The following is a 25,280-nucleotide window of genomic DNA, read 5'->3' on the forward strand; positions in this document are numbered from 1 at the left end:
AACTTAATGAGAACATTTGAGAACAAATTGCGCCCAACGCGTTAACTGTCCCCTGCTGCGCCGCGCGTTGGCCCGTCCAGATCGGGGTCAACCAACGCCAATCAACCGGATCGCCTCATCCTGCCGCATCAGCCAGAGCAACAGGCGCGCCGCCTGTCCTCGGGGGGTCTTCAACTCCGGATCATCTGCCAGCAGGCGGCGGGCATCCGACTGCGCCACCGCCATCAACCCGGCCTGCCGTTCAAGGTCGGCGACCCGGAAACGGGGCAGCCCCGATTGCGCCACCCCGATCACATCCCCTGCCCCGCGCATTTCCAGATCGACCTCGGAAATGCGAAACCCGTCCTCGGTCTCGCGCAGGGTGGTCAGGCGGCGCTGGCCACCGTCAGACAGCGGCGGCTGGTACATCAACAAACAGGTCGAGGCCGTCTCTCCCCGCCCGACGCGACCGCGCAACTGGTGCAACTGCGCCAGTCCAAAGGACTCGGCCCGTTCGATCACCATGATCGAGGCGTTGGGCACGTTCACACCCACCTCGATCACCGTGGTTGCCACCAGAACAGAGGTGTCGCCCGCGACGTACCGCGCCATGGCGGCATCTTTTTCGGCCGGTGGCATCTGTCCATGCACCAACCCAACGACGCCTTCACCCAGCGCCGCCCGCAAGTGTTGAAACCGCGCCTCAGCGGCGATCAGGTCAGAGCTTTCGCTTTCCTCCACCAGCGGGCAAACCCAATAGGCCTGCCGCCCCTCGGTCACCGCCTGCCGCAGATGGTCAACAACCTCTTCCATCCGCTCATTCGACAGCAGCGCCGTTTTCACCGGTTTACGGCCCGGCGGCTTTTCGTCCAGCACCGACACTTCCATGTCACCGTATTGCGCCAGCGCCAGACTGCGCGGAATCGGCGTGGCGGTCATGACCAGCACATCCGCCGCCGCCCCCTTGCGGCCCAGTTCCATCCGCTGACGCACGCCGAACCGGTGCTGTTCATCGACCACCGCCAGCCGCAGATCGGCAAACTGGACGTCGGCCTGAAACACCGCATGGGTCCCAACAAGGATCTGGATATCGCCCTGCGCCAAGGCCCGCAGCTTGGCCGCGCGCTCTGTCCCCTTGTCGCGTCCGGTGAGCAGTTCCAACACAACACCGGCGCTTTCGGCCAGCGGGCGCAGCCCCTCAAGATGTTGACGAGCAAGGATTTCTGTCGGCGCCATCATGACGCCCTGCCCGTCTGCCTCAACCGCCGTCAGCAGCGCCATCAGCGCCACCAGCGTCTTGCCAGACCCCACGTCGCCCTGTAGCAGCCGGTTCATGCGCTGCGGCAACCCCATGTCCCCGGCGATCTCGGCAATGGCGCGGGTCTGTGCGCCGGTCGGCGCATAGGGCAGCGCCGCCAGCACGCGGTTGCACAGGCGACCATCGCCCCGGCTGACAATCCCGCTTGCCCGGCGACGGTGCGCACGGGCCAGCGCCAGCGTCAGTTGATGCGCCATCAATTCGTCATAGGCCAGCCGGGTTCGCGCCGGGGCGGTCGCGGCCAGATCGCGCAAGCCTTTGGGCGCATGGGCGCGGCGCAGGGCCTCTGCCCAATCCGGCCAACCCTCAGCCTCTTTCTGCGCGGGGTCGATCCACTCCGGCAGGTCCGGCGCGCGGGTCAGCGCATCCGCCATCGCGCGCGCCATGGTCTTTTGCGTGACATTGCCGGTCAGCGGATAGACCGGCTCAAAGCCCGGCAGATCACCCGCCTCATCGGGGTCCAGCATATGGTCTGGGTGGACCATCTGCGGCACACCATCGAAAAGCTCGACCCGGCCCGACAGGATGCGCCGCTGCCCGGTCGGCAACATGCGCTGGATGTACTCGCCATTGCCCCGGAAAAAGACCACCTGAAAGCGGGTGCGGGCATCATCGGCCTCAACCCGATAGGCCCCGCCCTTGCGCGATGCCGCACGGTGGCGGCCAATCGTGGCCGCGACGGTGGCGACCCCCGGCAGGTCGACGTCCAGCACGCTGTCGCGCAGCGCCCGGTCGATGCCCGAATACGGCAGCGTCATCAGCAGGTCACGCGGCGTCTCAATCCCTGCGCCGTCCAGCGCCTGCGCCGTCTTTGGGCCGATGCCGTCCAGCCCGGTCAGATCGGCAAACAGCGGCCAAAGCGTCTCGGGCCGTCCACTCATGCGCCGATCAGCTCCAGCCAGCCATCCTCGTCGAGGACAGTCAGGCCAAGGTCGCGCGCTTTTTGTTCCTTGCTGCCCGCGCCCGGACCAGCCACCACGATGTCGGTCTTCTTTGAGACGGACCCCGATACCTTGGCCCCCAGCGATTCCGCCCGCGCCTTGGCCTCGGCCCGCGTCATCCGCTCCAGCGAGCCGGTGAACACCACGGTCTTGCCCGCAACCGGGGACCCCTCCGTGGCGGGGCGTTCCGGCGGCTGGATATCCAGATGCGCCACAAGACGGTCGATGGAGGCGCGCTCCTGCGCGTTGGCCAGCGCGTCCGACAAGGACAGCACCAAGACGGACCCGATGCCGTCGATCCCGGTCAGTTCGGCCCAGCTGTCCATTGCGGCCTCCGGTACGTCCCGGTCCGCGATGGCTGCATCGCGGGTTTCCTTGATCCGGGCGCGGCGGGCGTCCTTGGCGGCGCTGGCGCGTTCCGCCCGTTCCGCGTCATCCGCGGCGCGCTGCGCCAGAACCGCAGGACGCGCGGTGTCGACAGCGCGGGTCAGCGCCTCCCAACTGCCGAAATGCAGCGCAAGGTCGCGCGCCGCCGCTTCACCGACATGCCTTATCCCCAAGGCAAAGATCATCCGTTCCAACGCGATATGCCGCCGCGTCTGGATGGCCGCGAACAGGTTTGTGGCCGATTTTTCACCCCATCCGTCGCGATTTTTCAACCGGGCCAGAGTTTCCCCGTCACGCGCCTCAAGGGTGAAAATATCCGCAGGTTCGCGGATCGAAAGGACCTCATCGCCATGGAACATCTCGATCTGCTTGGCCCCCAGCCCCTCGATGTCGAAGGCCCCGCGCGAGACGAAGTGTTTCAGTTTTTCAACGGCCTGTGCCGGGCAGATCAGACCGCCGGTGCAGCGGCGAATGGCGTCCCCCTCTTCGCGGATCGCCTCCGATCCGCACTCCGGGCAGACTGTCGGGAACACGTAGGGTTGCGCGTCTTCGGGGCGTTTCGACAGGTCGACATCCGCCACCTTGGGGATCACATCCCCGGCGCGGTAAACCTGCACCCAGTCACCGACGCGGATATCCTTGCCTTCGCGGATCAAGTTGCCCTGACTGTCGCGCCCAAGGATATAGTCCTCATTGTGCAGCGTCGCGTTGGACACAACGACACCGCCCACCGTGACCGGCGTCAGCCGCGCCACCGGGCTGAGCGCGCCGGTGCGCCCGACCTGAATGTCGATCGCCTCCAGTCGGGTCCAGGCCAGTTCGGCGGGGAATTTATGCGCGATGGCCCAGCGGGGCGTGGTGGACCGGAACCCAAGCCGACCTTGCAGGCCAAGATCGTTGACCTTGTAGACCACCCCGTCGATGTCATAGCCCAGCGTCGCGCGCTGTGCCTCGATCCGGGCGTAATGCGCCAGCATATCATCGGGACCATCGCACAGATGCGTCAGCGGGTTGGTCTGAAACCCGAGACCGGCAAGCCGTTCGATGGCACCAAACTGGGTCTCGGCCAGAGGGTAGGACAGTTCCCCCCAAGAATAGGCGAAGAATCGCAGCGGCCTGCTCCGCGTGATTTCGGCATCAAGCTGGCGCAGCGACCCGGCGGCGGCGTTGCGTGGATTGGCAAAGACCTTGCCGACGCGGTCCACCTGACGCAGGTTCAACGCCTCGAAATCCGCATGGCTCATGTAGACTTCGCCGCGCACCTCCAGAATGTCCGGCGCGCCGGTCAGTGTTTGCGGAATATCGTCGATGGTGCGGGCATTGGCGGTGACATTTTCACCCTCGGCCCCGTCGCCACGCGTGGCCGCCTGCACCAGCGCGCCGTTTTCATAGCGCAGGGCAAGCGATAACCCGTCGATCTTGGGTTCCGAGGTATAGGACAGCGGAGCATCCCCGGCCAGCCCGAGATATCTGCGAACCGACGCGTCGAAATCGGCAATGTCCGAGTCTTCAAAGGCGTTGGACAGCGACAGCATCCTGACACTGTGCCGAACCTTGGAGAACCCCTCGGCGGGCGCCGCGCCAACCTGCTCGGTCGGGCTGTCCTCGCGTTTCAGGGCAGGGAATCGAGTCTCGATCTCGGCATTGCGTCGCTTCAACGCGTCATATTCCGCGTCCGAAATCGCAGGCGCATCTTTGACGTGATAGGCTTGGTTCGCCTCGGCCAGAACATGCGAAAGAGACGCAAGTTCCTCTTGCGCCTCATCCTCGGTCAGGTCTGTGACCGCTTTTTCATTGAACGGTGTTTCACCCATCCCCGCCCCCGCATTTTCACCTGACAGAGTGATAGGCGTGCGCCGGGAGGAGGTCCAGCGCTCAGCCGTTGGCGGCGATCGCCTTGGTTTCATCCTGGCTGGGTTCGGGATCGCGCAGGACATAGCCACGGCCCCAGACGGTCTCGATATAATTGTCGTCGCCGGTCGCCTCGGACAGCTTTTTGCGCAGCTTGCAGATAAAGACGTCGATGATCTTCAGCTCCGGTTCATCCATGCCGCCGTATAAATGGTTGAGGAACATTTCCTTGGTCAGGGTTGTGCCCTTACGCAGGCTAAGCAGTTCCAGCATCTGGTATTCCTTGCCGGTCAGATGCACCGGCTTGCCCGCGACCTCGACCGTCTTCGCGTCAAGGTTGACCGAAATCTTGCCCGTCCGGATGATCGACTGCGAATGCCCCTTCGACCTGCGGATGATCGCGTGGATACGCGCCACCAGCTCGTCACGGTGGAACGGCTTGGTCATATAGTCGTCCGCGCCAAAGCCAAATCCCTTGATCTTCGACTGGGTGTCATCTTCGCCCGTCAGGATCAGGATTGGCGTATCGATACGCGCCACGCGCAACTGGCGCAAAACCTCATGTCCGTTCATGTCCGGCAGGTTCAAATCCAGCAGGATCAGATCGTAGTCGTAGAGCTTGGCCAGATCGATCCCCTCCTCGCCCATATCCGTGGAATAGACGTTCAGGTTGGCGTGACTCAGCATCAGTTCGATGCTCTTCGACGTGGTCGGATCGTCTTCAACCAGCAGGATACGCATGTACTGTCTCCGGGCAATGTCTTCGGTTGAGATACAACCTGAGCGAAAAAGGTTAACGCCCTCTTACCATAGCCGTCCCGAGAAACAATTCAACTCAAGGTTGACGATATTTTTGCACACGCGTGACCTTCAGCGCATCTTCTCCGTGCCGGGTGGCGGCCTTGACCCATTCCAGCAGCTCCTCATCACTGAGGCTGTAGTGATCCTTGGCCTGATCATGGGTCAATAGCCCGAAAGTAACAGCCCTGACTACCGCCGCCTTACGCGACGCGACCCATCGCCGGGTTTCCTTCGGAGGCAGGTCGGCGCGGGTCATGGTGCTGCCATCGGGCAGCCGGACGGCACGCGGACCTTCGATCTTTTTAAGGTACATCTTCCGAACTCCAATGCTTCGGTGGCCGCCATAAAGGCATGCGGCACTTAACGACCTCTGAAACGCCCCCTTGTGAGTAGTTCGGATTTTCCTATATTCCGCGCATTCCAAGGAGACACGTCATGCCCCTCGACACGCGCCCGCTGAATTCGCTGGGCCTGCCCAAACCGCCGTCGCAAACCCGTGTGGTCGTCGCCATGTCCGGCGGCGTCGACAGTTCCGTGGTCGCCGCGATGCTGAAAGAAGAGGGCTATGATGTCGTCGGAGTGACCTTGCAACTCTACGATCATGGGGCTGCGCTGGCCAAAAAGGGCGCTTGCTGCGCCGGGATCGATATCCACGACGCCCGCCGCGTGGCCGAGGAAATGGGTTTCCCGCATTACGTCCTCGACTATGAGAACATCTTCCGCGAGGCGGTGATCGACGAATTTGCCGACAGCTATCTGGGTGGCGCCACGCCGGTGCCCTGCATCCGCTGCAATGAACGTGTAAAATTCAAGGATCTTCTAGAGACCGCAAAGGACCTCGAGGCCGATTGCATGGCCACCGGCCACTACATTCAGCGCATGACGGGCGAAAACGGCCCCGAACTGCACTCGGCCGCCGATTCGTCCCGCGACCAGAGTTATTTCCTGTTCTCGACCACGCCGCAGCAACTGGATTTCCTGCGCTTCCCGCTGGGCCACCTGCCGTCAAAGGATGAGACTCGCGCGCTGGCCGCGAAATACGGGCTGAGCGTGGCAATGAAACCGGACAGTCAGGACATCTGCTTTGTGCCCGACGGCAACTATGCCGCCGTGATCGAAAAACTGCGCCCCGGCTCGGCGGAACCCGGCGAGATCGTGCATGTGGACGGTCGCGTTCTGGGCGAGCACAACGGCGTGATCCACTATACCATCGGCCAACGTCGCGGCCTTGGCATCGGCGGGCTGGCCGACCCGCTCTATGTGGTGAAACTGGACGTGGATACGCGCCGCGTCATCGTCGGCCCTAAGGATCTGCTGGCCACCCGCACGGTGCCGGTGCGCGAAATCAACTGGCTGGGCGACACCCCTTTCACCGCGCAGAAGGAATGGCACCTGAACGTCAAGGTCCGCTCCACCCGCCCCCCGCGTGAGGCCATCGTGCGCCCGATCTCCGAGACCGAGGCCGAGGTCGAACTGGTGGTGGCCGAAGAAGGCGTCAGCCCCGGTCAGGCCTGCGTCTTCTACGCACCCGAAGGCTCGCGCATCTTCGGCGGCGGCTGGATCTGGCGCGGGCACTAAGAACCTGACCCGGGGCCGCCGCCCGCAGATGCCTCCCCGGCTTCTTCTTGGCTCAACTACTCCGGGGGAGCGCAGCGACGGGGCAGCGCCCCGCCCCGAGAGGGTGGCCAAAGGCCATCCTCGAGACATCCAGCGCGCCGCAAGGCGCACATTTGAATCCCCTCTCGATCAGGCGCGTCCCAGTACCAGCACCGCGTTCAACCCGCCAAAGGCAAAGGCGTTGGACAACACCACATCCACCTTCGCCTCACGCGCCACATTCGGCACCACGTCCAGCGCGCATTCCGGGTCGGGTTCTTCATAGCCGATGGTCGGCGCGATCACCCCGTCTTTCAACGCCATCAAGCAGGCCAACAGTTCCACCGCCCCCGTGCCGCCAATCAGATGGCCGTGCATCGACTTGGTCGATGAGATCATCAGATCATCCGCATGGGTGCCAAACACATCGGCCACTGCGGCGCATTCTGTCTTGTCGTTTGCGGCCGTCCCCGTTCCGTGGGCGTTGATATAGCCCACCCGCTCCTTGGCCACGCGTGCGTCCTTCAATGCGCCAGATATGGCCCGCGCCGCGCCGTGTTTCGACGGCATCACGATATCCGACGCGTCCGAGGTCATGGCAAAGCCCAACACCTCGCCCAGAATCTCGGCGCCTCGGGCGCGCGCGTGCTCATATTCCTCAAAGACAAAGACCCCCGCACCCTCGCCCTGCACCATGCCGTTTCGGGTGGCCGAGAACGGGCGGCAGGCGTCCTTGGACATCACGCGCAGCCCTTCCCAGGCCTTCACCCCGCCAAAACACAGCATCGATTCCGACCCGCCGGTGATCATCGCCGTACACATCCCGGAGCGGATCATCTGGAACGCCTGCCCCATTGCGTGATTGGAACTGGCACAGGCCGTCGCCACGGTAAAGCTGGGTCCCTTGACGTTGAACTCCATGCTCACATGGCTGGTCGCCGCGTTGTTCATCAGCTTCGGCACGATAAAGGGGTGAACCCGGTTCTTGCCTTCTTCGTAGACCGCGCGGTAATTGTCATCCAGCGTGGTCATGCCACCGCCCGAGGTGCCCAGCACCACGCCGGAACTGTCCGCTAGGTCACCTTTGAACTCCAGCCCCGACTGCGCCACGGCCTCGCGCGCCGCCAGCAGGGTGAACTGGGTGAACCGGTCATACAGGGCCATCTGCTGGCGGTTGAAAACCGTCTCCGGTTCAAACCCCTTGACCTGACCGCCGATGCGGATCGCCAGACGCTCGACATCGCGAAATTCCAGCTCGCCGATGCCGCAGCGGCCCTCACGCATCGCCTCCAGCGTGGCGGGCACATCCTGACCCAGCGCGTTGATCGTCCCCGCGCCGGTAATGACGACGCGTTTCACGATGCCTGCTCGGCGATCAGTTTTTCGATGCCGTCGACGATCTTTGCCACCGAAGAAATATCAAAGTCCGAATCCGAAGGATCATTGGCGTTGAACGGCACCGAGATGTCGAATGTCTCTTCGATGGAAAAGATCGCCTCGACCAGCCCCAGTGAGTCGATACCCAGATCTTCGGGTGTGCTTTCCATCGTCACATCCGAAACTTCCAGCATCGCCTGATCCGCAATGATCTGAAGAACCTGTTTCTTGACGTCCATGACCTCGACCCCACGCTTGTCCAGATTTGCCGGAGACTTAGTCATTTCCCATTAGTTTTGAAACCGATTTCTTGATTTCTGCGACGTCACGGAACAGTCGCGGAAGCCGGCGCAATCCCTTGTAGGACTCGACATGGGCGTCCATCTTCATCGCCGGATATCCCAGCATCACCCGGCCCGCAGGCACGTTGGACAGAACCACCGACGCCCCGCCCAGAATAGCGCCATCGCCGATCCGCAGGTTGTCCGACACCCCCGCCTTGCCGCCCAGCACCACGTTGTTGCCGATCACCGTCGACCCCGCCACCGCCGCATTGGCACAGAGCAGGCAGTTGCGCCCGATCACGACATTGTGGCCAATCTGCACAAGGTTATCCAGCTTGGTGCCATCCCCGATCCGCGTGTCGCGGATCGTCCCCTTGTCGACCGTTGACCCGGCCCCGATCTCGACATCGTCACCGATGCTCACCGCGCCAAGGCTGGCAATCCGTGCCCAGACCTGTGTGCTGTCGGTGCCCTCTTCGCCCAAGGAGGCGCGCGCCTTTTCCACGCCCGACACCTCTGGCGTGACAAAGGAAAACCCGTCGCCGCCGATGACGACATTGGGCTGCGCCACGAACCGGTCGCCAGTCGTGACCCGCGCCATGATCCGCACGCCACTGTGCAAGAACGCGCCCGCGCCGATCACGGCGTCGCGCCCGATATAAACCTGCGGTCCGATCACCGACCCGGCGCCGATTTTCGCCCCGGCCTCGATCACCGAAAACGGCCCGACCGACACGCCCTCGCCCAGATCCGCCGCGGGGTCGATCACCGTTTGCGGGTGGATGCCGGGGCCATAGCCCGCGCCGGGGTCCATCATCGCCGTCAGGCCCGACATGGCAAAGCGCGGTCGATCGGCCAATATCGCCGCCTCCAGCCCCAGCGCGCGCCAGTCGGTGCCAGCGGCCAGCAGCGCGGCTCGTGCGTGGCCCCGGCACAGCGCCTCGGTGTATTCGGGGCGCGATGCGAGCGCCAAATGCTCTGGCCCCGCGTCGGCCGGTTCGGCCAATCCGCTGACGGTCAGAGAAAGATCGCCCTCGGCAGTCATGCCGAGGGCGCTGGCGATGTCTTGGATGGTGAAAGGCATGTGGTCTCCCGGACGAAGCGCGGCTCTGTCCGGATGACGTTTAGCTGCGACCCGACCGCAGGGCCACCCCTTCGTCGTTCAGCGCGCGCCACAGGATCTCGTCCCGACCGTAGACATCGTTGCGATAGTTCATGTGGCCCTTCGCCTTGGTAAAGGCGGTCCGATAGATCAGGTGAACGGGAACCGGCGTCTCCAGCGGCACCTTGGTATTCTGACCAGACCGAAGCGTGCTTTGGAAATAGGTCTGGGGATCGTCCATCTGCTTGGCCAGCAGCGCATAGGCAAAGTCATGCGGATCGTCGAGCCGGATACAGCCGTGACTGAAGGTACGCACCTCGCGCGAGAACAGATGTTGCGACGGGGTGTCGTGCAGATAGATGGCATAGGCGTTCGGGAACATGAACTTCACGGTCCCCAGCGCATTCCCCGGTCCCGGTCGCTGACGCATGGTATACGGGAACGCCCCGCCCGAGGCCGCATAGGCCGCCGCAGAGGCGCGGCTGACCACACGGCCACGGTAATCGACGAACTCCAGATGCCCGGCCGCGTAGGGGTTGTTGCGCAGGGCCGGCAGATATTCACCCCGGATGATCGACTGCGGCACGTACCAGTAGGGGTTGATGACCATATGTTCCATCACGTCCGAAAATTCGGGCGTGCGGCGGTCACGGGCCTGATGGCCGATGACGGACTTCGTCTCAAAGGTCAGCTTGTCGTCGTCGATGATCTGCGCATGAAAGTCCACGAGGTTGACCAGAACATGCCGCTTGCCGCGTCCCTCGGGCAGGTTCAGCCAGCGTTCCCGCTCCATCGCGACCATGATCGACTTCAGCCGTTCCTCGGGGCCGACGTTGATGGCCCGCATGGTGCCGCCACCGGCAACACCGTCCGCAGGCAAGGCATGGTCTTCCTGAAACTCACGGATCGCCGCCTCCATCTCGCTGTCATATGACATGCTGAGAGACGGTTTCATGTACCCCATCAGGGTCAGCCGGTTGCGCAGGGCCACAACCGCGTTGCCGGTGTTACCCGGACGCAGGCTGCCCGCCGACACGGTCGGCCCCCAGCCCCCTTGGCGGACCTTGTGTTCCAGCCGCAGCTTGGCCCGCATCAGGCGGGTATATTCCGGGCTGTTGGGCACAAGGCTGAGAAAGACCGCCGTCGGGTCTTCGTCAATCAAACGGGTCAGCAACATCTGCGGATCGCGGCGCGGAAGCTCGCGCTTGATATCATCGATGATCTTGCCGGGCTCCAGAACGCCGGACTGCAGGTCATTGGCGAACTGGATAAAGGTGCGGGTCAGCTCGACCTCCAGCAGCCCACGCGAACGGCCGTCGGACGCCTGGGCCATCCGGTTCAAGAGGCTTTGGGCATTGTACCGGCGCACGGGCAGTCCGTGGACGTCGGCCAGAGAGAACGCCTCGATCAGCGCAAGGCGGCGGGCGCGGTCCGCGTCCCCGGCCCCGGTCCAGATCGGTGCAAAATCGCGGGCACGGTAAAAGGCGGCGACGCTGTCGTCTTCGGCAATGCTTTCTGCAACGGCCTGCTTGAACGCAGTGACCTTCAGCGTCAGCCCGTCCTCCGCAGCCAGCGGCAGCGCAGCCCCAAGCCAAACGGCGCCAGCTGCAACAACGGCCTGCAGTACGGCCCGTTTGTTCCTTATAACCATTCCCAAATCCTTCATCGACCAACCATTTCCCGAAAACCACAGTGCATACAGGGCGGTACGTCTGTCTATTCACATTTGTGCCAACATGTCGACCGTGTCGAAACCGTGTCAGCTCTGCGCAAACGTGCCACAGTTGCGTTACGGTGGGCAGAATCCCGCCAATTCCCCCTTGATCATTACAAATAACAACAAATCGCTCTTTTTGAGGGACTCGATTCGTGTCATATACATCTTGGCATCTGGGGATAGATGGCAGACGGCGCACAACGTTGCGCACACAGGTATCACGGCGACTACGGGACAGGCGCTCACATGACAGAGATGACTTCTGGCGGCCTCACACGCCGCGCACTTCTTGGCGCATTTGCAGCCTCCGCTGTTGCGGCAGCACCCACCTACTCGAACGCAGCTGGTTTTCTGCGCGGCGCAGGCGATATTCGCCGCATCCGCATGTTCTCTGGCCGCACCGGAGAACGGGTGGACATGATCTATTGGATCGAAGGCGATTACATCGCCGACGCGATCAAAGAGGTCAATTTTTTCATGCGCGACTGGCGCAACGACGAAATCAAGACGATTGACCTCCGGACGATCGACATCATGGCGGCGGCGCACAACCTTCTGGATGTGTCCGAACCCTATATGCTCATCTCGGGCTACCGCAGCCCGTCGACAAACGCGATGCTGCGCGCCCGGTCATCGGGCGTCGCCAAGAATTCGCGCCACCTCTACGGGCAGGCGGCGGATCTTCGGCTGGCGTCCCGTTCGGTCGGCCAGATGTACAGTGCCGCCAAGGCGTGTGGCGGCGGCGGCGTCGGTCGCTACACCCGGTCCGACTTTGTCCATATGGACTGCGGCCCGGTGCGCAGCTGGGGAAGCTGACTTTACACCGTCTTATCCGTTTTTTGCAGGCGTCCCATTCGGGGCGCCTTTTTCGTGTTGCCCGATTTTCGTCACGTCCGTCTAATGTCCGGCCATCTTACTTTCGCCGATCGGCCGGGGACGGGGCAGTCAGGTATTCCATACACTGGCCATCCCGCACGCCCCGGTGTTCACATGGACAACACGCGGACCCGCATCGGGTTCTATGTCGTCCGTAATTTTTTTGAAGGGGTATCCCCAGGGGAGGAAATGGCGCGGTTGACGGGGCTCGAACCCGCGACCCCCGGCGTGACAGGCCGGTACTCTAACCAACTGAGCTACAACCGCGCATTTCCGCCGGGCGCATCGGGTTTCGGGGCAGTGTTGGCGCGGTTGACGGGGCTCGAACCCGCGACCCCCGGCGTGACAGGCCGGTACTCTAACCAACTGAGCTACAACCGCTTGACTGCCGCCGTGACCTCTTGGCCTTGGCGTGAGAGGGCTTCTAAGCGCAGGTCCCTGCCCCGTCAAGCGGTTTCAGTCCGGTTTCTGGCGCAATTTTTCCGAGGTTTGCGTGCCACACTCCGTTGCCGATTAGACACGCCGATGCATCGGCGATTTCCCGCCTTCGGGAAATACCTTGCCATTTATTAACGTCCCGGCTTGTGTCGGAGGGTCTGCTCGCCCGCCATTGCCAAGGTCGTATCATGTCAAATTTATCGCGCCGGACATTCGTGTCCGCCGGCTCAGCCGCTCTTGCCTTTTTCCGCCCGGATACGCTTTGGGCCGCACCGCAAATCTCCCTGCCTCAGGACATGGTGTCCAAGGACTGGGTGACGGTGACAGCCGTCAATACCGCGTCTCCAGTGGTGGCAATGACATTTGATGACGGGCCGCATCCGACCCTGACTCCACGACTCCTCGATATGCTCAAAGCACGTGATCTGCGCGCCACGTTTTATCTTATAGGTCGCAGGGTCGTCACATGGCCGGATATTGTCAAGCGGATTGCGGACGAAGGTCACGAGATCGGCAACCACAGCTGGTCACACCCCAACCTTGCCGGGTATTCGGACAGCTATGTCCTGAACCAGATCGACCGCACCTCAGATGCGATCTTCAAGGTGACGGGCCGCCCTCCGGTGACATTCCGTCCGCCTTATGGCGCGTTCACCCATCGCCAGCGCCAGATGCTGTACCGCTCGCGCAGCCTGCCGACGATCCTGTGGTCGGTTGACCCGCAGGACTGGCGTCGTCCGGGCGCAAGTGTTGTCGCCCGCCGTATCCTGTCGCATTCGCGCCCCGGCTCGGTGATTCTGACCCACGACATCCAAAGCGGCACCGTCCGGGCCATGCCGCAGACCTTTGACGGTCTGACCGCGCGCGGCATGAAATTCGGCACCATGAGCCAGATGATGGGCTGGCCGCTCTGGCAAAAGCGCAATTTCGTCCGCACTGTCGCCTCTGCCGGGTGATCCGGGCCGCTCTCTGACCCGCGCGCAGTCAAACCCCCACATCCACCCGGCTTTGGTAACCCCCGGTCGGGCGTCGCGCCCTACCTTTCGGGCAGCGGGATAAACTCGCTGTTGTCCCCCGGTGGCAGTTGGAACTGGCCGTTCTCCCAATCGCCACGCCGCCAAGACTCTTTGGCCTCTTCGATTCGTTCACGTGAGGAGGCGACAAAGTTCCACCAGATGAACCTGTCCCCTTCCAGAGTGGCCCCGCCCAGCATCATTAGCCGTGCCCCCTGCGCCCCGGCACGCAGCGATACCCGGTCACCGGGCCGAAACACCATCATCTGACCGGCATCATAGCCTGTCCCGGCCACCTCGACCGATCCTTCGACAACGTAGACGCCGCGATCCTCGTGCTCTTCGGGCAGCGGGATCGCCGCCCCCGGCTGCAACACCGCATCGGCATAGAACATCTCCGAGGCCGTTGGCACAGGCGACCGCGACCCCCAGGCGTTGCCGAGGATCAGCCGCACCTGTTTGCCTTCGCCGTCCATCTCGGGCAGCGCGTCTTTGGGGGCGTGGATAAATTCCGGCGCCGAATCCTCGTGATCCTTGGGCAGCGCAACCCACGTCTGGATGCCAAAGAACGGCATCGGATCGGTCTGCGTGGCGTCGTCGGTCCGCTCTGAGTGGGTGATCCCGTTCCCGGCGACCATCCAGTTGACCGCGCCCGGCTCTATCCACTTGTCGGTGCCCAGACTGTCACGGTGGTGCATCCGCCCGCGATAGAGATAGCTGATCGTCGCCAGACCGATGTGCGGATGCGGGCGCACGTCCAGCCCCCGCGTCGGCAAAAACTCTGCCGGTCCCATCTGGTCGAAAAAGATAAAGGGGCCAACCATTTGCCGCTTGGGTGCGGGCAAGGCGCGGCGCACCTCGAAACCGCCCAGATCACGGGCGCGCGGAATAATCAGCGTGTCGATACTGTCCACCGCGTCTCCGGTGGGGCACTGCGGGTCCAGCGCGGGGTTCCAACTCATCTTACGTCCTCCTGTTCACTGATCGTCAAGATACACCCCCATCATGCGCACAAAACCCCGACAGCCGCGCCCATATCGTTCATTTTCGCACACGTCTGACAGGGGGCCAAGTCGCCACCCATCCCCTGAGCACGCCTCAAGCCCGCCATCACCATGCCCGCCCCGAACACCCTACATGCCTTCGACATGCGCTCCGATCATTTCACAAGTGGCCCGCCTCCCAAAGCCGGGGAAACGCAGAGACGCTGACCTATATCGTCCCGCATGGGGCCGCGCCGGGACTTGTTGCCAAGCGGGCAGCTTGTTAGGGCTGTAGTGGCTCTAAGAGGAGGGCCACATGGACGACCAACAGGAACCGAACCCCGAAATGATCCGCTTTGGATGGGAAGAATGGGTTTCGCTCCCTGATCTCGGCCTGCCCGCGATGCGCGCCAAGGTCGATACCGGCGCACGCACATCCGCGCTGCACGCCTTTGACATCGAGACCTTTGGCCCGGCCTCCGCCCCCAAGGTCCGCTTTACCGTCCATCCGGTGCCGGGACGCGAGGATCTTGTGATCCCCTGTTCCGCCCGGATCGTGGACCGCCGCAACGTGACCTCCTCCAACGGAGAGACGGAATCGCGTTACGTCATCGCCTCGACCATCCGCGTGGGTGAGGAAAGCTGGCGTATTGAAATGACGCTGACCGACCGGTCCACGATGGCCTCGCGCATGTTGCTGGGCCGCGAGGCGCTGAAGGATCACATCACCATCGTGGCCACCGACCGCTTTCAACAACCGCGGCTGTCCTACGATGTTTACACCACCGCCCGCGTTCGTCAGGCCGCCCCGAACCGCAGCCTGCGGGTGGCCGTCCTCAGCCGAGAGGACAATTACTCCACCCGCCGCATGGTCGAAGAAGGCGAGGCGCGCGGCCACACGGTGGAGGTCATCGACACCACCCGCTGTTACATGGCGATCAACGCCCTGTCGCCAGAGGTCCATTACGACGGCAAGCGCCTGCCGCGCTATGACGCGGTGATCCCGCGCATCGGCGCTTCTGTCACCTCTTATGGCACCGCCGTCATTCGCCAGTTCGAGACCATCGGCACCTTCTGCGTGAACGGTTCCGAAGGGATTTCTGCCTCGCGCGACAAACTTTATGCCCATCAACTGATGGCGCGGCACAAGATTGGAATGCCCAACACCGCCTTTGCCGCCTCGCCCAAGGACACCCAGTCGCTGATGCGGCTGGTCGGCACCGCGCCGATGATCGTCAAACTGCTGGAATCGACCCAAGGTAAGGGCGTGGTGCTGGCCGAAACCAAAAAGGCCGCCGAATCCGTCATCGACGCCTTTCGCGGGCTCAAGGCGAATTTCCTCGTGCAGGACTTCGTCAAAGAGGCGGCGGGAGAGGACATCCGCTGTCTGGTTGTCGGCGGCAAGGTCGTCGCGGCCATGAAACGCACCGGGGCAGAGGGCGATTTCCGCTCCAACCTGCATCGCGGCGGGTCGGCAAAAGTGGTGCGCATCACCAAGGAAGAGCGCGACTCGGCGGTGCGCGCGGCGCGGGCGTTCAAGCTCAATCTGGCGGGCGTGGACCTGCTGCGCTCTGAATCCGGCCCCAAGGTGCTGGAGGTCAACTCCAGCCCCGGTTTCGAAGGCATCGAAACCGCGACAAAGAAGAACATCGCCGGGTTGCTCTATGAACACATAGAGGCAAAGGTCCGCCCGACCCCGGTCAAACGGATCGTATCGGACGACGATTCCTGAACCGCGAAAGGCCGCGCAACGCCCTGCGCGGCCCCTTGCACGGGCCAGTCAATTTTCTCGGGACGCCTTTACCTGACTATCTCACTCGCCTATATCCCAAGGAACCGAGACCAACGAAAGACCATCATGACCGAGCCGAACCCGCAGATGGAAGGCGCTCCCCTGATCGCCCCGTCAAGCACCGACCACCCGCTTTACGACACCGTCGTAGAGGCGTGCCGGTCGGTCTATGACCCGGAAATTCCGGTCAATATCTATGACCTCGGATTGGTGTACACCGTCGACATCAACGACCAGAACGAGGTCAACATCATCATGACGCTCACCGCTCCGGGCTGTCCCGTGGCCGGTGAGATGCCGGGCTGGGTCGCCGAAGCGGTTGAACCGCTGCCGGGCGTAAAGCACGTCGATGTCGACCTGACGTGGGAACCGCCCTGGGGCATGGACATGATGTCCGATGAGGCGCGGCTGGAACTCGGCTTCATGTAATTTTCCGCCGGGCCTGTTGCCCGGCGTCGAAAAGATGTATCGCAGGGGCATTCATTAGATTGCCCCCATGCGCCCCATTCCCCTGACCCCTCCCAGCCTGATCACTCTCGTTCTGATGACGGTGCTGGGCATCGTCTCGATCAACATGTTCCTGCCCTCGCTGGCGAACATGGCAACGGGCTTTGACATCTCCTATGCCCGCGCCAGCCTTGCGATTTCACTGTTCATGCTGGTCACGGCGGGGCTGCAACTGGTGATCGGGCCGCTGTCGGACCTCTACGGGCGCAGGCCGATCCTGCTCTGGTCGCTGGTGATTTTCACAGTCGCCTCGCTGGGCACCGCGCTGGCACCGGATTTCACCAGTTTCATGGTGTTCCGCATCCTCCAAACCTCTGTCATCGCGGGCAACGTGTTGTCGCGCGCCATCGTCCGCGACACCTCGCCGCCGAATGAGGCCACCAGCCGTCTGGCCACGATCGGCATGGCCATCGCGCTGGGGCCGATGGTGGCCCCCGTCGTCGGCGGCTTTCTGGATCAGGCCTTTGGCTGGCGCGCGTCGCTCTGGGTCTTTACGGTGCTGGGCGGCGGGCTGTACTGGCTGTGCTGGCGCGACGTGGGAGAGACCAACACCCGTCGCGGTCAGGGCTTTGCCGCGCAGTTCCGCAGCTATCCCACACTGCTGACCGATGTCCGGTTCTGGTCCTACACCCTGTCGATGGGCCTTGGCATCGGCATCTTTTCCGCCTTTCTCGCTGGCACACCGATCCTTGGTCAGGCTTTCTTTGGCCTCTCCGAAAGCAGCATCGGCGCGCTGGTCGGCCTGCCGCCGGTGGGCTTTGTCGCGGGGGCGTTTGTCTCGCGCCGGTTGGCCGGACGGGTGCCCCCGGCCCATATGGTGCTGGCCGGGCGACTGGTTTCGGCGCTGGGCCTTGGGGCCGCGCTGCTGCTCTGGTCGCTGGACCCCGGCGCAACCTGGCGCTTTTTCCTGCTGATGCCGGTCATCGGGATTGCCAACGGGCTCAGCACACCGGCGGGCATGGCGGGCGCCATGTCGGTGCGCCCGGATCTGGCAGGCAGCGCCGCCGGGCTGTCCGGGGCGGCCATGCTGGGGTTCGGCGCGGTCATGACCTCGGTCGCCGGTCACCTGTTGGGCGACACGCCCGACCCGGTCCGCCTGCTCTGGCTGCTCTGGGGCGTGGCGCTGACCTCGGTGCTGGTCGCCCTGCCCGCTTTGCGGCCAGAGCCGCTCGTTTCCGCCTGATTGGGAACCAGCCCGGGCACAAGCGCGTTATGGCCCAATGCGTCGCACGTTGAAATCTGCCCCCCTGCTGCTGGCAACCCTTTGGCTGATGCTGTTGGGGGGCCTCGCACAGGCCCAGTCCGACGCGCCGTGGTTTGAGGTCGAAACCCTCAACCCCGGCCTTGGCCCCACCCCCAACTGGCTGGACCGCAGCACGCCCCGCGCCACGATGGAATCGCTCCTGCGCAGCGCCCCCACCGACCCCGAGGGCCTGTCCCGCGCGCATCTTCTGGACCTGTCGGACCTCGCGCCAGAGGATCAGGCCGCCAACGGGGCCCGCCTCGCGCGCGAACTGCTGACAGTGATCGAACGGCGCGCCGTGCTGGACTGGGGCCAGATCCTTGACCGCCCCGACGCGCTGGACGCCCGCCAAACCTCCAGTTCCGCAACCGCAGGCATGAAGCGCCGCTCCCTGCTGGTCTGGGAGATCGAGCTGGACGGCATCCCCGCCGCCATTCGCCTCGACCGGATCAAACCGGCGGACAGCGATCCCGTCTGGGTCGTCTCGCGCCAGACCGTGCAAAAGATCCCCGCGCTCTACGCTGTCTACGGCCCCTCGCAGTATGAGGAACTGCTGCCCGATGGACTGCGCCGCCACGCCTTTTGGCGACTGATGTGGTGGGAGGTCATCGGCCTGCCGCTGCTGGTGCTTCTGGCCGGTCTGGCCGGTCAGGGAACCGCCGTCGCCCTGCGCAGGATCGGTCGTCACGCCACCCGACGCATCACCCGCGCCGCCTTTCGGGCGGCACGGCTGCCGATGGTGCTGGCCGCCGTTGCTCTGGTCCTCGCCATTGGCACACAAACCGTCTTTGTCTTTTCCGGGCGGCTGAACAGCGTGCTGACACCGCTCATCGCCGCCGGTTTCGTCACCGCCGCCCTGATGCTGATCGTCAACGTGATAGAGGTCATCCTCGACCAGATCACCGGCTTTGACGAACTGGACCTCACCCGCCAGCAATTCGATGAGGCCCGCACCCGCGCCACCCGCATCGCCGCCGTGCGCCGCATCCTTGTCATCATCGTCTTTCTCTTTGGCTTTGGCATTGTGCTGGCCTCGGCCAACCTCTTTCGCACTTACGGGTTTTCGCTGCTGGCCTCGGCGGGTGTGCTGACACTGATCCTCGGCTTTGCCGCCCGCACCATTCTGACCAATATCCTCGCGTCGCTGCAAATTGCCCTGAACCAATCCGCCCGCATTGGTGACCGCGTGGTCTACAAAGGCGCGCTTTGCCATGTGGAACGGATCAACTTCACATATGTGCAACTGGCCGACTGGGACGGTACCCGGCTGGTGGTCCCGGTCAATGAATTTGCCTCCACCACCTTTGAGAACTGGACCCTGAAAGAGCCGGAAATGCTGCGCGTGCTAAAGTTCAAGCTGGCGCCAGAGGTGGACATAGACCGCCTGCGCAGTTGCTTTGAGACAGTGTTGGACGACCTCGACCAAAGCGACCTTGACGACCGCGACAAATCCGCCGTGCGCGTGACCGGGCAGGACGCCTATGGCATTGATGTCTGGTTCATGGTCCCCTGCCGCGATCCCAACAGTTCATGGGACTCCGCCTGCCTCGCGCGCGAGGCGCTGATTGCCCGCCTCTCCAAGATGCAGACGGATGAGGGCGTCCCGATCTTTCCCGACATCGTACCCCCCGTCGAAAGCGACCCGCCCAGCCGCGCTGCCGCCTGAGACGCCGCGCCGCTGCCTGTGCCCCCCTTGTTCTGGCTCACCGCATACCCTAGGTTTGCAGTCAGAAAAGGAGCATCCGATGTTCGGCATTCCCGGCCAATCCCCTGTGACGATCACCCCCGCCGCCGTGCGCCAGATCCGCAAGCTGATGGAGCGTGACAATCGCTTCGGGCTCAAGATCGGCATCAAAAAGGGCGGCTGCGCGGGCATGGAATACACCATGGATTACGTCGACGCGGCGGATACCAACGATGAGGTGGTCGAACAGGACGGCGCGCGGGTGCTGATCGCGCCGATGGCGCAGATGTTCCTGTTTGGCACGGAAATCGACTATGAAACCGCGCTGCTGGAATCCGCCTTCAAGTTCCGCAACCCCAACGTGGCGGACGCCTGCGGCTGCGGCGAGTCGATCAAGTTCAAGGACGTCGAAGAACTCTCCGCCGAGCAGGACGCCCAAGGGTGAGCGTCTCGCCCGAAGAGATCGCCTTTGCGCGCGATCTCTTTTCGGGCCTCGGAGAAATCACCACCCGGCGGATGATGGGCGGCCTCTGCCTCTATCATGAGGGCACGATTTTTGCGATCCTGCACTCCGAAAGCGGGATCATGATCAAGGGCGCTGGCCCTTTCATCGACGTGCTCGAGGGCATGGGCTGCACCCGATGGACCTATACCCGAAAGACCGGGAAAATCGGCTCCATGCCCTATTGGACCCTGCCCGGTACGGCCCTCGACGATCTCGATGAGGCGGTCTCCCTCGCCCGCGAGGCGCTGCGCCACCTCTGATACCCCCAGCCAAAGCCTGTTCCCCGGAGCCCTCCCTCGCTTGATGCCGATCAGAGCCGCCGCCCGTTCGGAGGCAAGGGGGCGCAGCCCCGCGCTTGCGCGGCTTGCCCTTGCCGCCGTGTGGGGGGTGGCTCAGGCAGAAAGAAAGCGAGGGAGGGCTCCGGGGAACAGGCGGGTTTGTTCCTTGGTGACTCCTGAAGCGCCCAACGCGCCGCATGGCGCGCACCACGGGACGGCGGGCGGGGCGATCTGCGCGCCCGCAGGGCCGTCAGGAGCGCCGGACGGCGTCCCTCCCCCTTCGTTCAGATGTCCCTCACCCCTTCTGCAAATGCAGATAGGTCTCAGTAAACCGCCGCGACAGATGATCCCCGGCCCGCACCACCTCGCCCGAGCCCATCGGGGCAACATTGGTCTCGAAATTCGGGTTAAAGAACAGCGGCACCGAAATCCGCGCCTGCGCGGACCCGCGCACCCGGTGCGGCGTCGCCTTCACCCGGCCTTTGGTCCAGATCTCCAGCATCTCGCCAAAGTTGATGATGAACTCGCCGGGTTGCGCCGAAACCGCCACCCAGTCGCCTGCTGGCGTCAGCACCTCCAGCCCCGGCACACCGTCCGTCCCCAACAAGGTCAGACAGCCGTAATCCGTATGTGCCGCAATCCCAAAGTCGTTCTCCCCCGCCCAGTCGGGGCGCGGCGGATAGTAGTTCCCCCGCAACAAGGCCATCGGCCGCCCAAACGTGTCGTCAAAGAACCCGCGCTCCTCGCCAATCGCCTCGGCGATCCCGCGCAGCAGGTCCATCGCCACCGCCCGCGCATCGCGGTAATAGGCCTCGATCACCTCACGGAACCCCTCGGGCCGCGCCGGCCACAGGTTCGGCGCATAAACCGACAGATCAGACCCCGCCACCTCATACCCGCAGTCAAAGACCTGCTTGTAATCCGGGTTCGCCCCCGGATCGACCCGCTCGCTCTGCGGCGCGCCCCAGCCCCGGTTCGACCCCGTCGCCGCCATGTCCACACCCCGCTTTTCGCCCTCGCTCAGGTCGAAAAACGCACCGTAAGCCGCCAGCACCAGCCGCATCCGCGCCGGCGTGATCGCGGTATTGACCACCGTCAGAAAGCCGCTCTCTTCCGCACACTGCCGCAACAAATCCAGCGTTCCGGCCTCCCGGGCCACGATCTGTCGCGCATCCAGCCTCGGGATCATCCGCCGTCTCCTCCTGCCCCCGTGTCACCCTCGCCTGTCACGTCGTCGCGCGCCTCGCAAGCGGGCTTGACGCCGCGCCCTGCCCGGTGACACTGAACCCGAATAGCAGGGAGAGGCATATGCGACGCAAACTGGCCGCGGGCAACTGGAAGATGAACGGGACCAAGGCGTCCCTGGCAGAGCTGACGGCACTGGCCGCCACCGAGGGCGCCGCCGAGGTGCTGATCTGCCCCCCCGCCACGCTGATCGCCCTGGGGCTAGACACCGCCCCCACCATCGCCTTTGGCGGGCAGGACTGCCACGCCGCCCCCTCGGGCGCGCACACCGGCGATCTGTCTGCGCCGCAACTGGCCGACGCCGGGGCCTCTTACGTGATCCTCGGCCATTCCGAACGCCGCACCGACCACGCGGAAACCGACGCCCAGATCCGCGACAAGACCCACGCCGCGTGGGACGCCGGGCTGACCGCGATTGTCTGCGTCGGGGAAACCCTCGACCAGCGCGAGCACGCCAACACGCTGGACATCATCGGCGGCCAGCTTGCCGGGTCGATCCCCGATGGCGCCACCGCCCACCGCCTTGTGGTCGCCTATGAGCCGGTCTGGGCCATCGGCACCGGCAAGGTGCCCACCCTCGACCAGATCGCCGAGGTCCACGGCTTTATCCGCGCCCGTCTGGAACGCCGCTTTGGCGCAGGCGTGGGCCGCTCCACCCGCATCCTCTACGGCGGCTCGGTCAAACCCTCCAACGCGGTCGAGATCTTTGCGGTGCCCAACGTCGACGGCGCATTGGTCGGCGGCGCCTCCCTCAAGGCCGCCGACTTCGGCCCCATCATCGAGGCCCTGAACAACGCCCCGATGGAGGCATAACGCCCCCACCAAAACACCCGCCCCGGGCCTGACCCGGGGCCTCCCCTACACACACGCCACCCCGTAGGGTGGGTTTCCAACCCACCGCGCGCCCACCAACCCACCACACGCCAACCATGCCCCCATACCGTAGGGCGGCGGTCACCCCGCCGCCCCACATGCCCCTCAATGCCCGGGCCGCACCGCCAGCGTGAAATACACAAACATCGCCACCTCGCTCACCAGCGATCCTCGTAGGGTGGGTTTCCAACCCACCACACCCCAACCATGCCCCCATAGCGTAGGGCCGGCGGTCACCCCACCGCCCCACATGCCCTTCAATGCCCGGGCCGCACCGCCAGCGTGAAATACACAAACATCGCCACCTCGCTCACAAGTGCCTTGTCGCACAGATGCAATTGCGCCGCCGCATAGACCACCCCCATCACCATATACATCGCATGATGGCACGAGATCATATCCACCAACCGCCGCGCCGTTCCGATCACCATTTCCATATCGCTCTCCATTAAGTCTTTGAGGCTGCGCAGCCGGTTGCTAGGCTCCCATCGGGAACACCCTCAATTTGAGCGAAACGCATTTTCGAATCCGGACGGGTTCAGGCGGAACCACCGGACGGAAACAGGCGGAAATGGCATCATTTGGCGAATTGCTGGGGCAGGAAATCCGCGAGGCGCGCGAAAGCCGGGGCTGGACCCAGCTTGACCTCGCGCTGACAGCCTTGGGCGATGTAAACGCCGAACGCCGCATCCGCGACTACGAAACCGGCAAGGTGAACCGCCCGCAAGCCAAGGTCTATCAACCGATCTGCGACGCGCTGAATATCACCCGCCAAACCATCGGCGCGCTCAAGGCACAGGCGGCGGACGCCAAAACCGTCACCGATGACGAACTGCTGGCCCTGCGCACCGAAAAAGGCTCGCTCGAACAGGCGCTGTCAGACCTGCAAACCCTCACCCGCGCGCAACTCGAAACCCTCGCCAGCCGCTTCGAACTGGACAAGCCCTATGAGGCCAGCGACGGCGCACTGGTCGAATTCCTGACCAACACCGCACTGGACTATCGCGCCCTGCGGGCAGAGGTCGACGCCATCGACGAGGGGGTAAAAGCGCTGTCAAACCTCAAATCCTCGGCCATGGCCGCCTTTGACAGCGGCGATCTGGACGAGGTCGAGGTCCTCCTCTCCCGCGTGCAGGAAATCGCCAAGGACGAGGCCGCCAAAGCCGCCGAAATCCGCGCCGACGCCGCCCTGCTGCGGCAACGCACGGGTTTCGCCCGCGCCCTGCTGATCGACGCGGCTGACAGCTTTGCCATCCTCGACCCACTGGAACCCGCTCGCCGTCGCAATGCCTATGGGCTTAAATTTGTTCACCACGGTCTGCGCTATGGCGGGGACGGGCTGCGCATTGCCGCAGAGTTCTGGGAAACATGCGCCGACATTGCCGAACGGCACGGCGACGACATCCTACGCGGCAATGCGCTTTCAAACCTTGGAGCAGCGCTTCGCAACCAAGGTTCCCACACAGACGGCCCAGACGGCGCGGCGCTGCTGGCGCAGGCGGTCACCGCCACCCGCGCAGCGCTGGAGGTCCGCACCCGCGACGCTTTTCCCGTGGATTGGGCTTCGACGCAGAACAACCTCGCCATTGCGCTGCAAACCCAAGGCACCCGCACCGCAGGCCCCGAGGGCGCGGCGCTGCTGACGCAGGCGGTCACTACCTACCGCGCAGCGCTGGAGGTCACCACCCGCGAGACACATCCCGCAGACTGGGCAACGACGCAGAACAACCTCGCCATTGCGCTCAGAAACCAAGGCACTCGCACCGCAGGCCCCAAGGGCGCGACGCTGCTGGCGCAGGCGGTCGACGCCTACCGCGCCGCCCTAGAGGTCCGCACCCGCGAGGCACATCCCGTGGACTGGGCCATGACGCAGACCAACCTCGCCAATGCGCTCGCAACCCAAGGCACCCGTACCGCAGGCCCCGAGGGCGCAGCCCTGCTGGCGCAGGCGGTCAACGCCTTTCGCGCAGCGCTGGAGGTCCAAACCCGCGAGACACATCCCGTGGACTGGGCCATGACGCAGAACAACCTCGCCAATGCGCTCGCAACCCAAGGCACCCGCACCGCAGGCCCCGAAGGCGCAGTGCTGTTGGCGCAGGCGCTCATCGCTTACCGGGCAGCGTTGGAGGTCCGCACGCGTGACGCGCACACCGTGGACTGGGCCATGACGCAGAACAATCTCGCCTTTGTCGAAGAGGCGCTGGCAGACCACGACACCTGCCCCGATCCCCTCCCCCATCTGCGCGCCGCTCTTGACCATGTCACCGCCGCGCTCGAGGTCTATGACCCCGAACACTTGCCCTACGATTTCGGCACGGCCAGCAATCTCAAAACCCGTCTCAAAGAAAAACTCGCCGCTCTCAATACCCCGTAGGCCGGGCTTAAGCCCGGCACCCACACACCCCGAATTAACCCACCGCACGCGCCCCCCAACGCCCACGCCAAACCTTAACCCAAGGTAAAACCGTCCCCACAACCCCTTGATCTTCC

Annotated in this window: 22 protein-coding genes and 2 tRNA genes; 11 read left to right on the plus strand and 13 right to left on the minus strand. The window is 64.0% G+C overall.

Going from position 1 to position 25,280, the window contains the following annotated elements:
* Positions 1-87: 87 nt before the first annotated feature.
* From recG to VOI21_RS06085, 4 genes are all read right to left on the minus strand, one after another.
* Positions 88-2,178: an ATP-dependent DNA helicase RecG gene (gene recG, locus VOI21_RS06070; protein WP_323768759.1), complete on the minus strand. Its 2,091-nt coding sequence runs from the start codon at positions 2,176-2,178 to the stop codon at positions 88-90.
* Positions 2,175-4,439 carry an NAD-dependent DNA ligase LigA gene (ligA, locus tag VOI21_RS06075; protein ID WP_323768761.1) on the minus strand — a complete coding sequence of 755 codons (2,265 nt, stop codon included), beginning with the start codon at positions 4,437-4,439 and terminating at the stop codon, positions 2,175-2,177. The genes recG and ligA overlap by 4 nt, the downstream gene beginning before the upstream one ends.
* 61 nt (positions 4,440-4,500) lie before the next feature.
* The gene (ctrA, locus tag VOI21_RS06080; RefSeq protein ID WP_323768763.1) at positions 4,501-5,217 is read right to left on the minus strand and encodes a response regulator transcription factor CtrA; all 717 of its coding nucleotides are present in this window, start codon (positions 5,215-5,217) and stop codon (positions 4,501-4,503) included.
* A gap of 94 nt (positions 5,218-5,311) precedes the next feature.
* Positions 5,312-5,590, minus strand: coding sequence for a DUF1153 domain-containing protein (locus VOI21_RS06085; RefSeq protein ID WP_323768765.1), 279 nt, complete (start codon positions 5,588-5,590; stop codon positions 5,312-5,314).
* A gap of 122 nt (positions 5,591-5,712) precedes the next feature.
* On the opposite strand from VOI21_RS06085, the gene mnmA reads away from it, so the two are divergent.
* On the plus strand, positions 5,713-6,855 hold the full coding sequence (mnmA, locus tag VOI21_RS06090) for a tRNA 2-thiouridine(34) synthase MnmA (RefSeq protein WP_323768767.1): 1,143 nt from the start codon (positions 5,713-5,715) through the stop codon (positions 6,853-6,855).
* A 168-nt stretch (positions 6,856-7,023) separates the two neighbouring features.
* Here the strand turns inward: mnmA and VOI21_RS06095 are convergent, their stop codons facing one another.
* Genes VOI21_RS06095 through VOI21_RS06110 form a run of 4 tightly spaced genes read right to left on the minus strand, consistent with a single transcriptional unit; the run spans position 7,024 to position 11,287 of the window.
* Entirely contained in the window at positions 7,024-8,232 is a 1,209-nt protein-coding gene (locus tag VOI21_RS06095; RefSeq protein ID WP_323768769.1) for a beta-ketoacyl-[acyl-carrier-protein] synthase family protein, read from the minus strand.
* Complete coding sequence (locus VOI21_RS06100; RefSeq protein ID WP_323769265.1) at positions 8,229-8,489, minus strand: acyl carrier protein; 261 nt, start codon at positions 8,487-8,489, stop codon at positions 8,229-8,231. Before VOI21_RS06100 ends, VOI21_RS06095 begins: the two co-directional genes overlap by 4 nt.
* Before the next feature lie 37 nt (positions 8,490-8,526).
* The gene (lpxD, locus tag VOI21_RS06105; protein ID WP_323768771.1) at positions 8,527-9,618 is read right to left on the minus strand and encodes a UDP-3-O-(3-hydroxymyristoyl)glucosamine N-acyltransferase; all 1,092 of its coding nucleotides are present in this window, start codon (positions 9,616-9,618) and stop codon (positions 8,527-8,529) included.
* 40 nt (positions 9,619-9,658) lie between these two features.
* A complete protein-coding gene (locus tag VOI21_RS06110; protein WP_323768773.1) occupies positions 9,659-11,287 on the minus strand; it encodes a L,D-transpeptidase family protein in 1,629 nt (542 codons plus the stop codon).
* A 312-nt stretch (positions 11,288-11,599) separates the two neighbouring features.
* Here VOI21_RS06110 and VOI21_RS06115 point away from each other — a divergent pair, with 312 nt between their 5' ends.
* A complete protein-coding gene (locus VOI21_RS06115; protein ID WP_323768775.1) occupies positions 11,600-12,169 on the plus strand; it encodes a YcbK family protein in 570 nt (189 codons plus the stop codon).
* 250 nt (positions 12,170-12,419) lie between these two features.
* Here VOI21_RS06115 and VOI21_RS06120 read toward each other — a convergent pair.
* A tRNA-Asp gene (locus tag VOI21_RS06120) sits at positions 12,420-12,496 on the minus strand.
* A gap of 37 nt (positions 12,497-12,533) precedes the next feature.
* A tRNA-Asp gene (locus VOI21_RS06125) sits at positions 12,534-12,610 on the minus strand.
* Between the two features lie 245 nt (positions 12,611-12,855).
* On the opposite strand from VOI21_RS06125, the gene VOI21_RS06130 reads away from it, so the two are divergent.
* On the plus strand, positions 12,856-13,623 hold the full coding sequence (locus VOI21_RS06130; protein ID WP_323768777.1) for a polysaccharide deacetylase family protein: 768 nt from the start codon (positions 12,856-12,858) through the stop codon (positions 13,621-13,623).
* Positions 13,624-13,703: 80 nt separating this feature from the next.
* On the opposite strand, the gene VOI21_RS06135 is transcribed toward VOI21_RS06130, so the two are convergent.
* On the minus strand, positions 13,704-14,642 hold the full coding sequence (locus tag VOI21_RS06135; RefSeq protein WP_323768779.1) for a pirin family protein: 939 nt from the start codon (positions 14,640-14,642) through the stop codon (positions 13,704-13,706).
* Positions 14,643-14,979: 337 nt separating this feature from the next.
* Between VOI21_RS06135 and rimK the strand changes: the two genes are divergently transcribed.
* The 6 genes from rimK to VOI21_RS06165 all read left to right on the plus strand — a co-directional run bounded on the left by rimK (position 14,980) and on the right by VOI21_RS06165 (position 20,654).
* Positions 14,980-16,395, plus strand: a complete 1,416-nt coding sequence (gene rimK, locus VOI21_RS06140) for a 30S ribosomal protein S6--L-glutamate ligase (protein ID WP_323768781.1) — start codon at positions 14,980-14,982, stop codon at positions 16,393-16,395.
* A 126-nt stretch (positions 16,396-16,521) separates the two neighbouring features.
* Positions 16,522-16,884, plus strand: a complete 363-nt coding sequence (locus tag VOI21_RS06145; RefSeq protein ID WP_323768783.1) for an SUF system Fe-S cluster assembly protein — start codon at positions 16,522-16,524, stop codon at positions 16,882-16,884.
* Between the two features lie 67 nt (positions 16,885-16,951).
* Complete coding sequence (locus VOI21_RS06150) at positions 16,952-18,145, plus strand: multidrug effflux MFS transporter (RefSeq protein WP_323768785.1); 1,194 nt, start codon at positions 16,952-16,954, stop codon at positions 18,143-18,145.
* Between the two features lie 49 nt (positions 18,146-18,194).
* Positions 18,195-19,871: a mechanosensitive ion channel family protein gene (locus tag VOI21_RS06155; protein WP_323768787.1), complete on the plus strand. Its 1,677-nt coding sequence runs from the start codon at positions 18,195-18,197 to the stop codon at positions 19,869-19,871.
* A 79-nt stretch (positions 19,872-19,950) separates the two neighbouring features.
* Entirely contained in the window at positions 19,951-20,334 is a 384-nt protein-coding gene (locus tag VOI21_RS06160) for an iron-sulfur cluster assembly accessory protein (protein ID WP_323768789.1), read from the plus strand.
* On the plus strand, positions 20,331-20,654 hold the full coding sequence (locus VOI21_RS06165; RefSeq protein ID WP_323768791.1) for a TfoX/Sxy family protein: 324 nt from the start codon (positions 20,331-20,333) through the stop codon (positions 20,652-20,654). Before VOI21_RS06160 ends, VOI21_RS06165 begins: the two co-directional genes overlap by 4 nt.
* 313 nt (positions 20,655-20,967) lie before the next feature.
* Here the strand turns inward: VOI21_RS06165 and VOI21_RS06170 are convergent, their stop codons facing one another.
* Complete coding sequence (locus VOI21_RS06170) at positions 20,968-21,861, minus strand: isopenicillin N synthase family dioxygenase (protein ID WP_323768793.1); 894 nt, start codon at positions 21,859-21,861, stop codon at positions 20,968-20,970.
* 119 nt (positions 21,862-21,980) lie between these two features.
* Between VOI21_RS06170 and tpiA the strand changes: the two genes are divergently transcribed.
* Positions 21,981-22,730, plus strand: a complete 750-nt coding sequence (tpiA, locus tag VOI21_RS06175; RefSeq protein WP_323768795.1) for a triose-phosphate isomerase — start codon at positions 21,981-21,983, stop codon at positions 22,728-22,730.
* A 317-nt stretch (positions 22,731-23,047) separates the two neighbouring features.
* On the opposite strand, the gene VOI21_RS06180 is transcribed toward tpiA, so the two are convergent.
* Positions 23,048-23,227: a hypothetical protein gene (locus VOI21_RS06180; RefSeq protein ID WP_323768797.1), complete on the minus strand. Its 180-nt coding sequence runs from the start codon at positions 23,225-23,227 to the stop codon at positions 23,048-23,050.
* 134 nt (positions 23,228-23,361) lie between these two features.
* On the opposite strand from VOI21_RS06180, the gene VOI21_RS06185 reads away from it, so the two are divergent.
* Positions 23,362-25,164, plus strand: a complete 1,803-nt coding sequence (locus VOI21_RS06185) for a hypothetical protein (protein WP_323768799.1) — start codon at positions 23,362-23,364, stop codon at positions 25,162-25,164.
* Positions 25,165-25,280 lie beyond the last annotated feature (116 nt).

This window comes from Antarctobacter sp. (genome assembly GCF_034670325.1).
Classification (GTDB): Bacteria; Pseudomonadota; Alphaproteobacteria; order Rhodobacterales; family Rhodobacteraceae; genus Antarctobacter.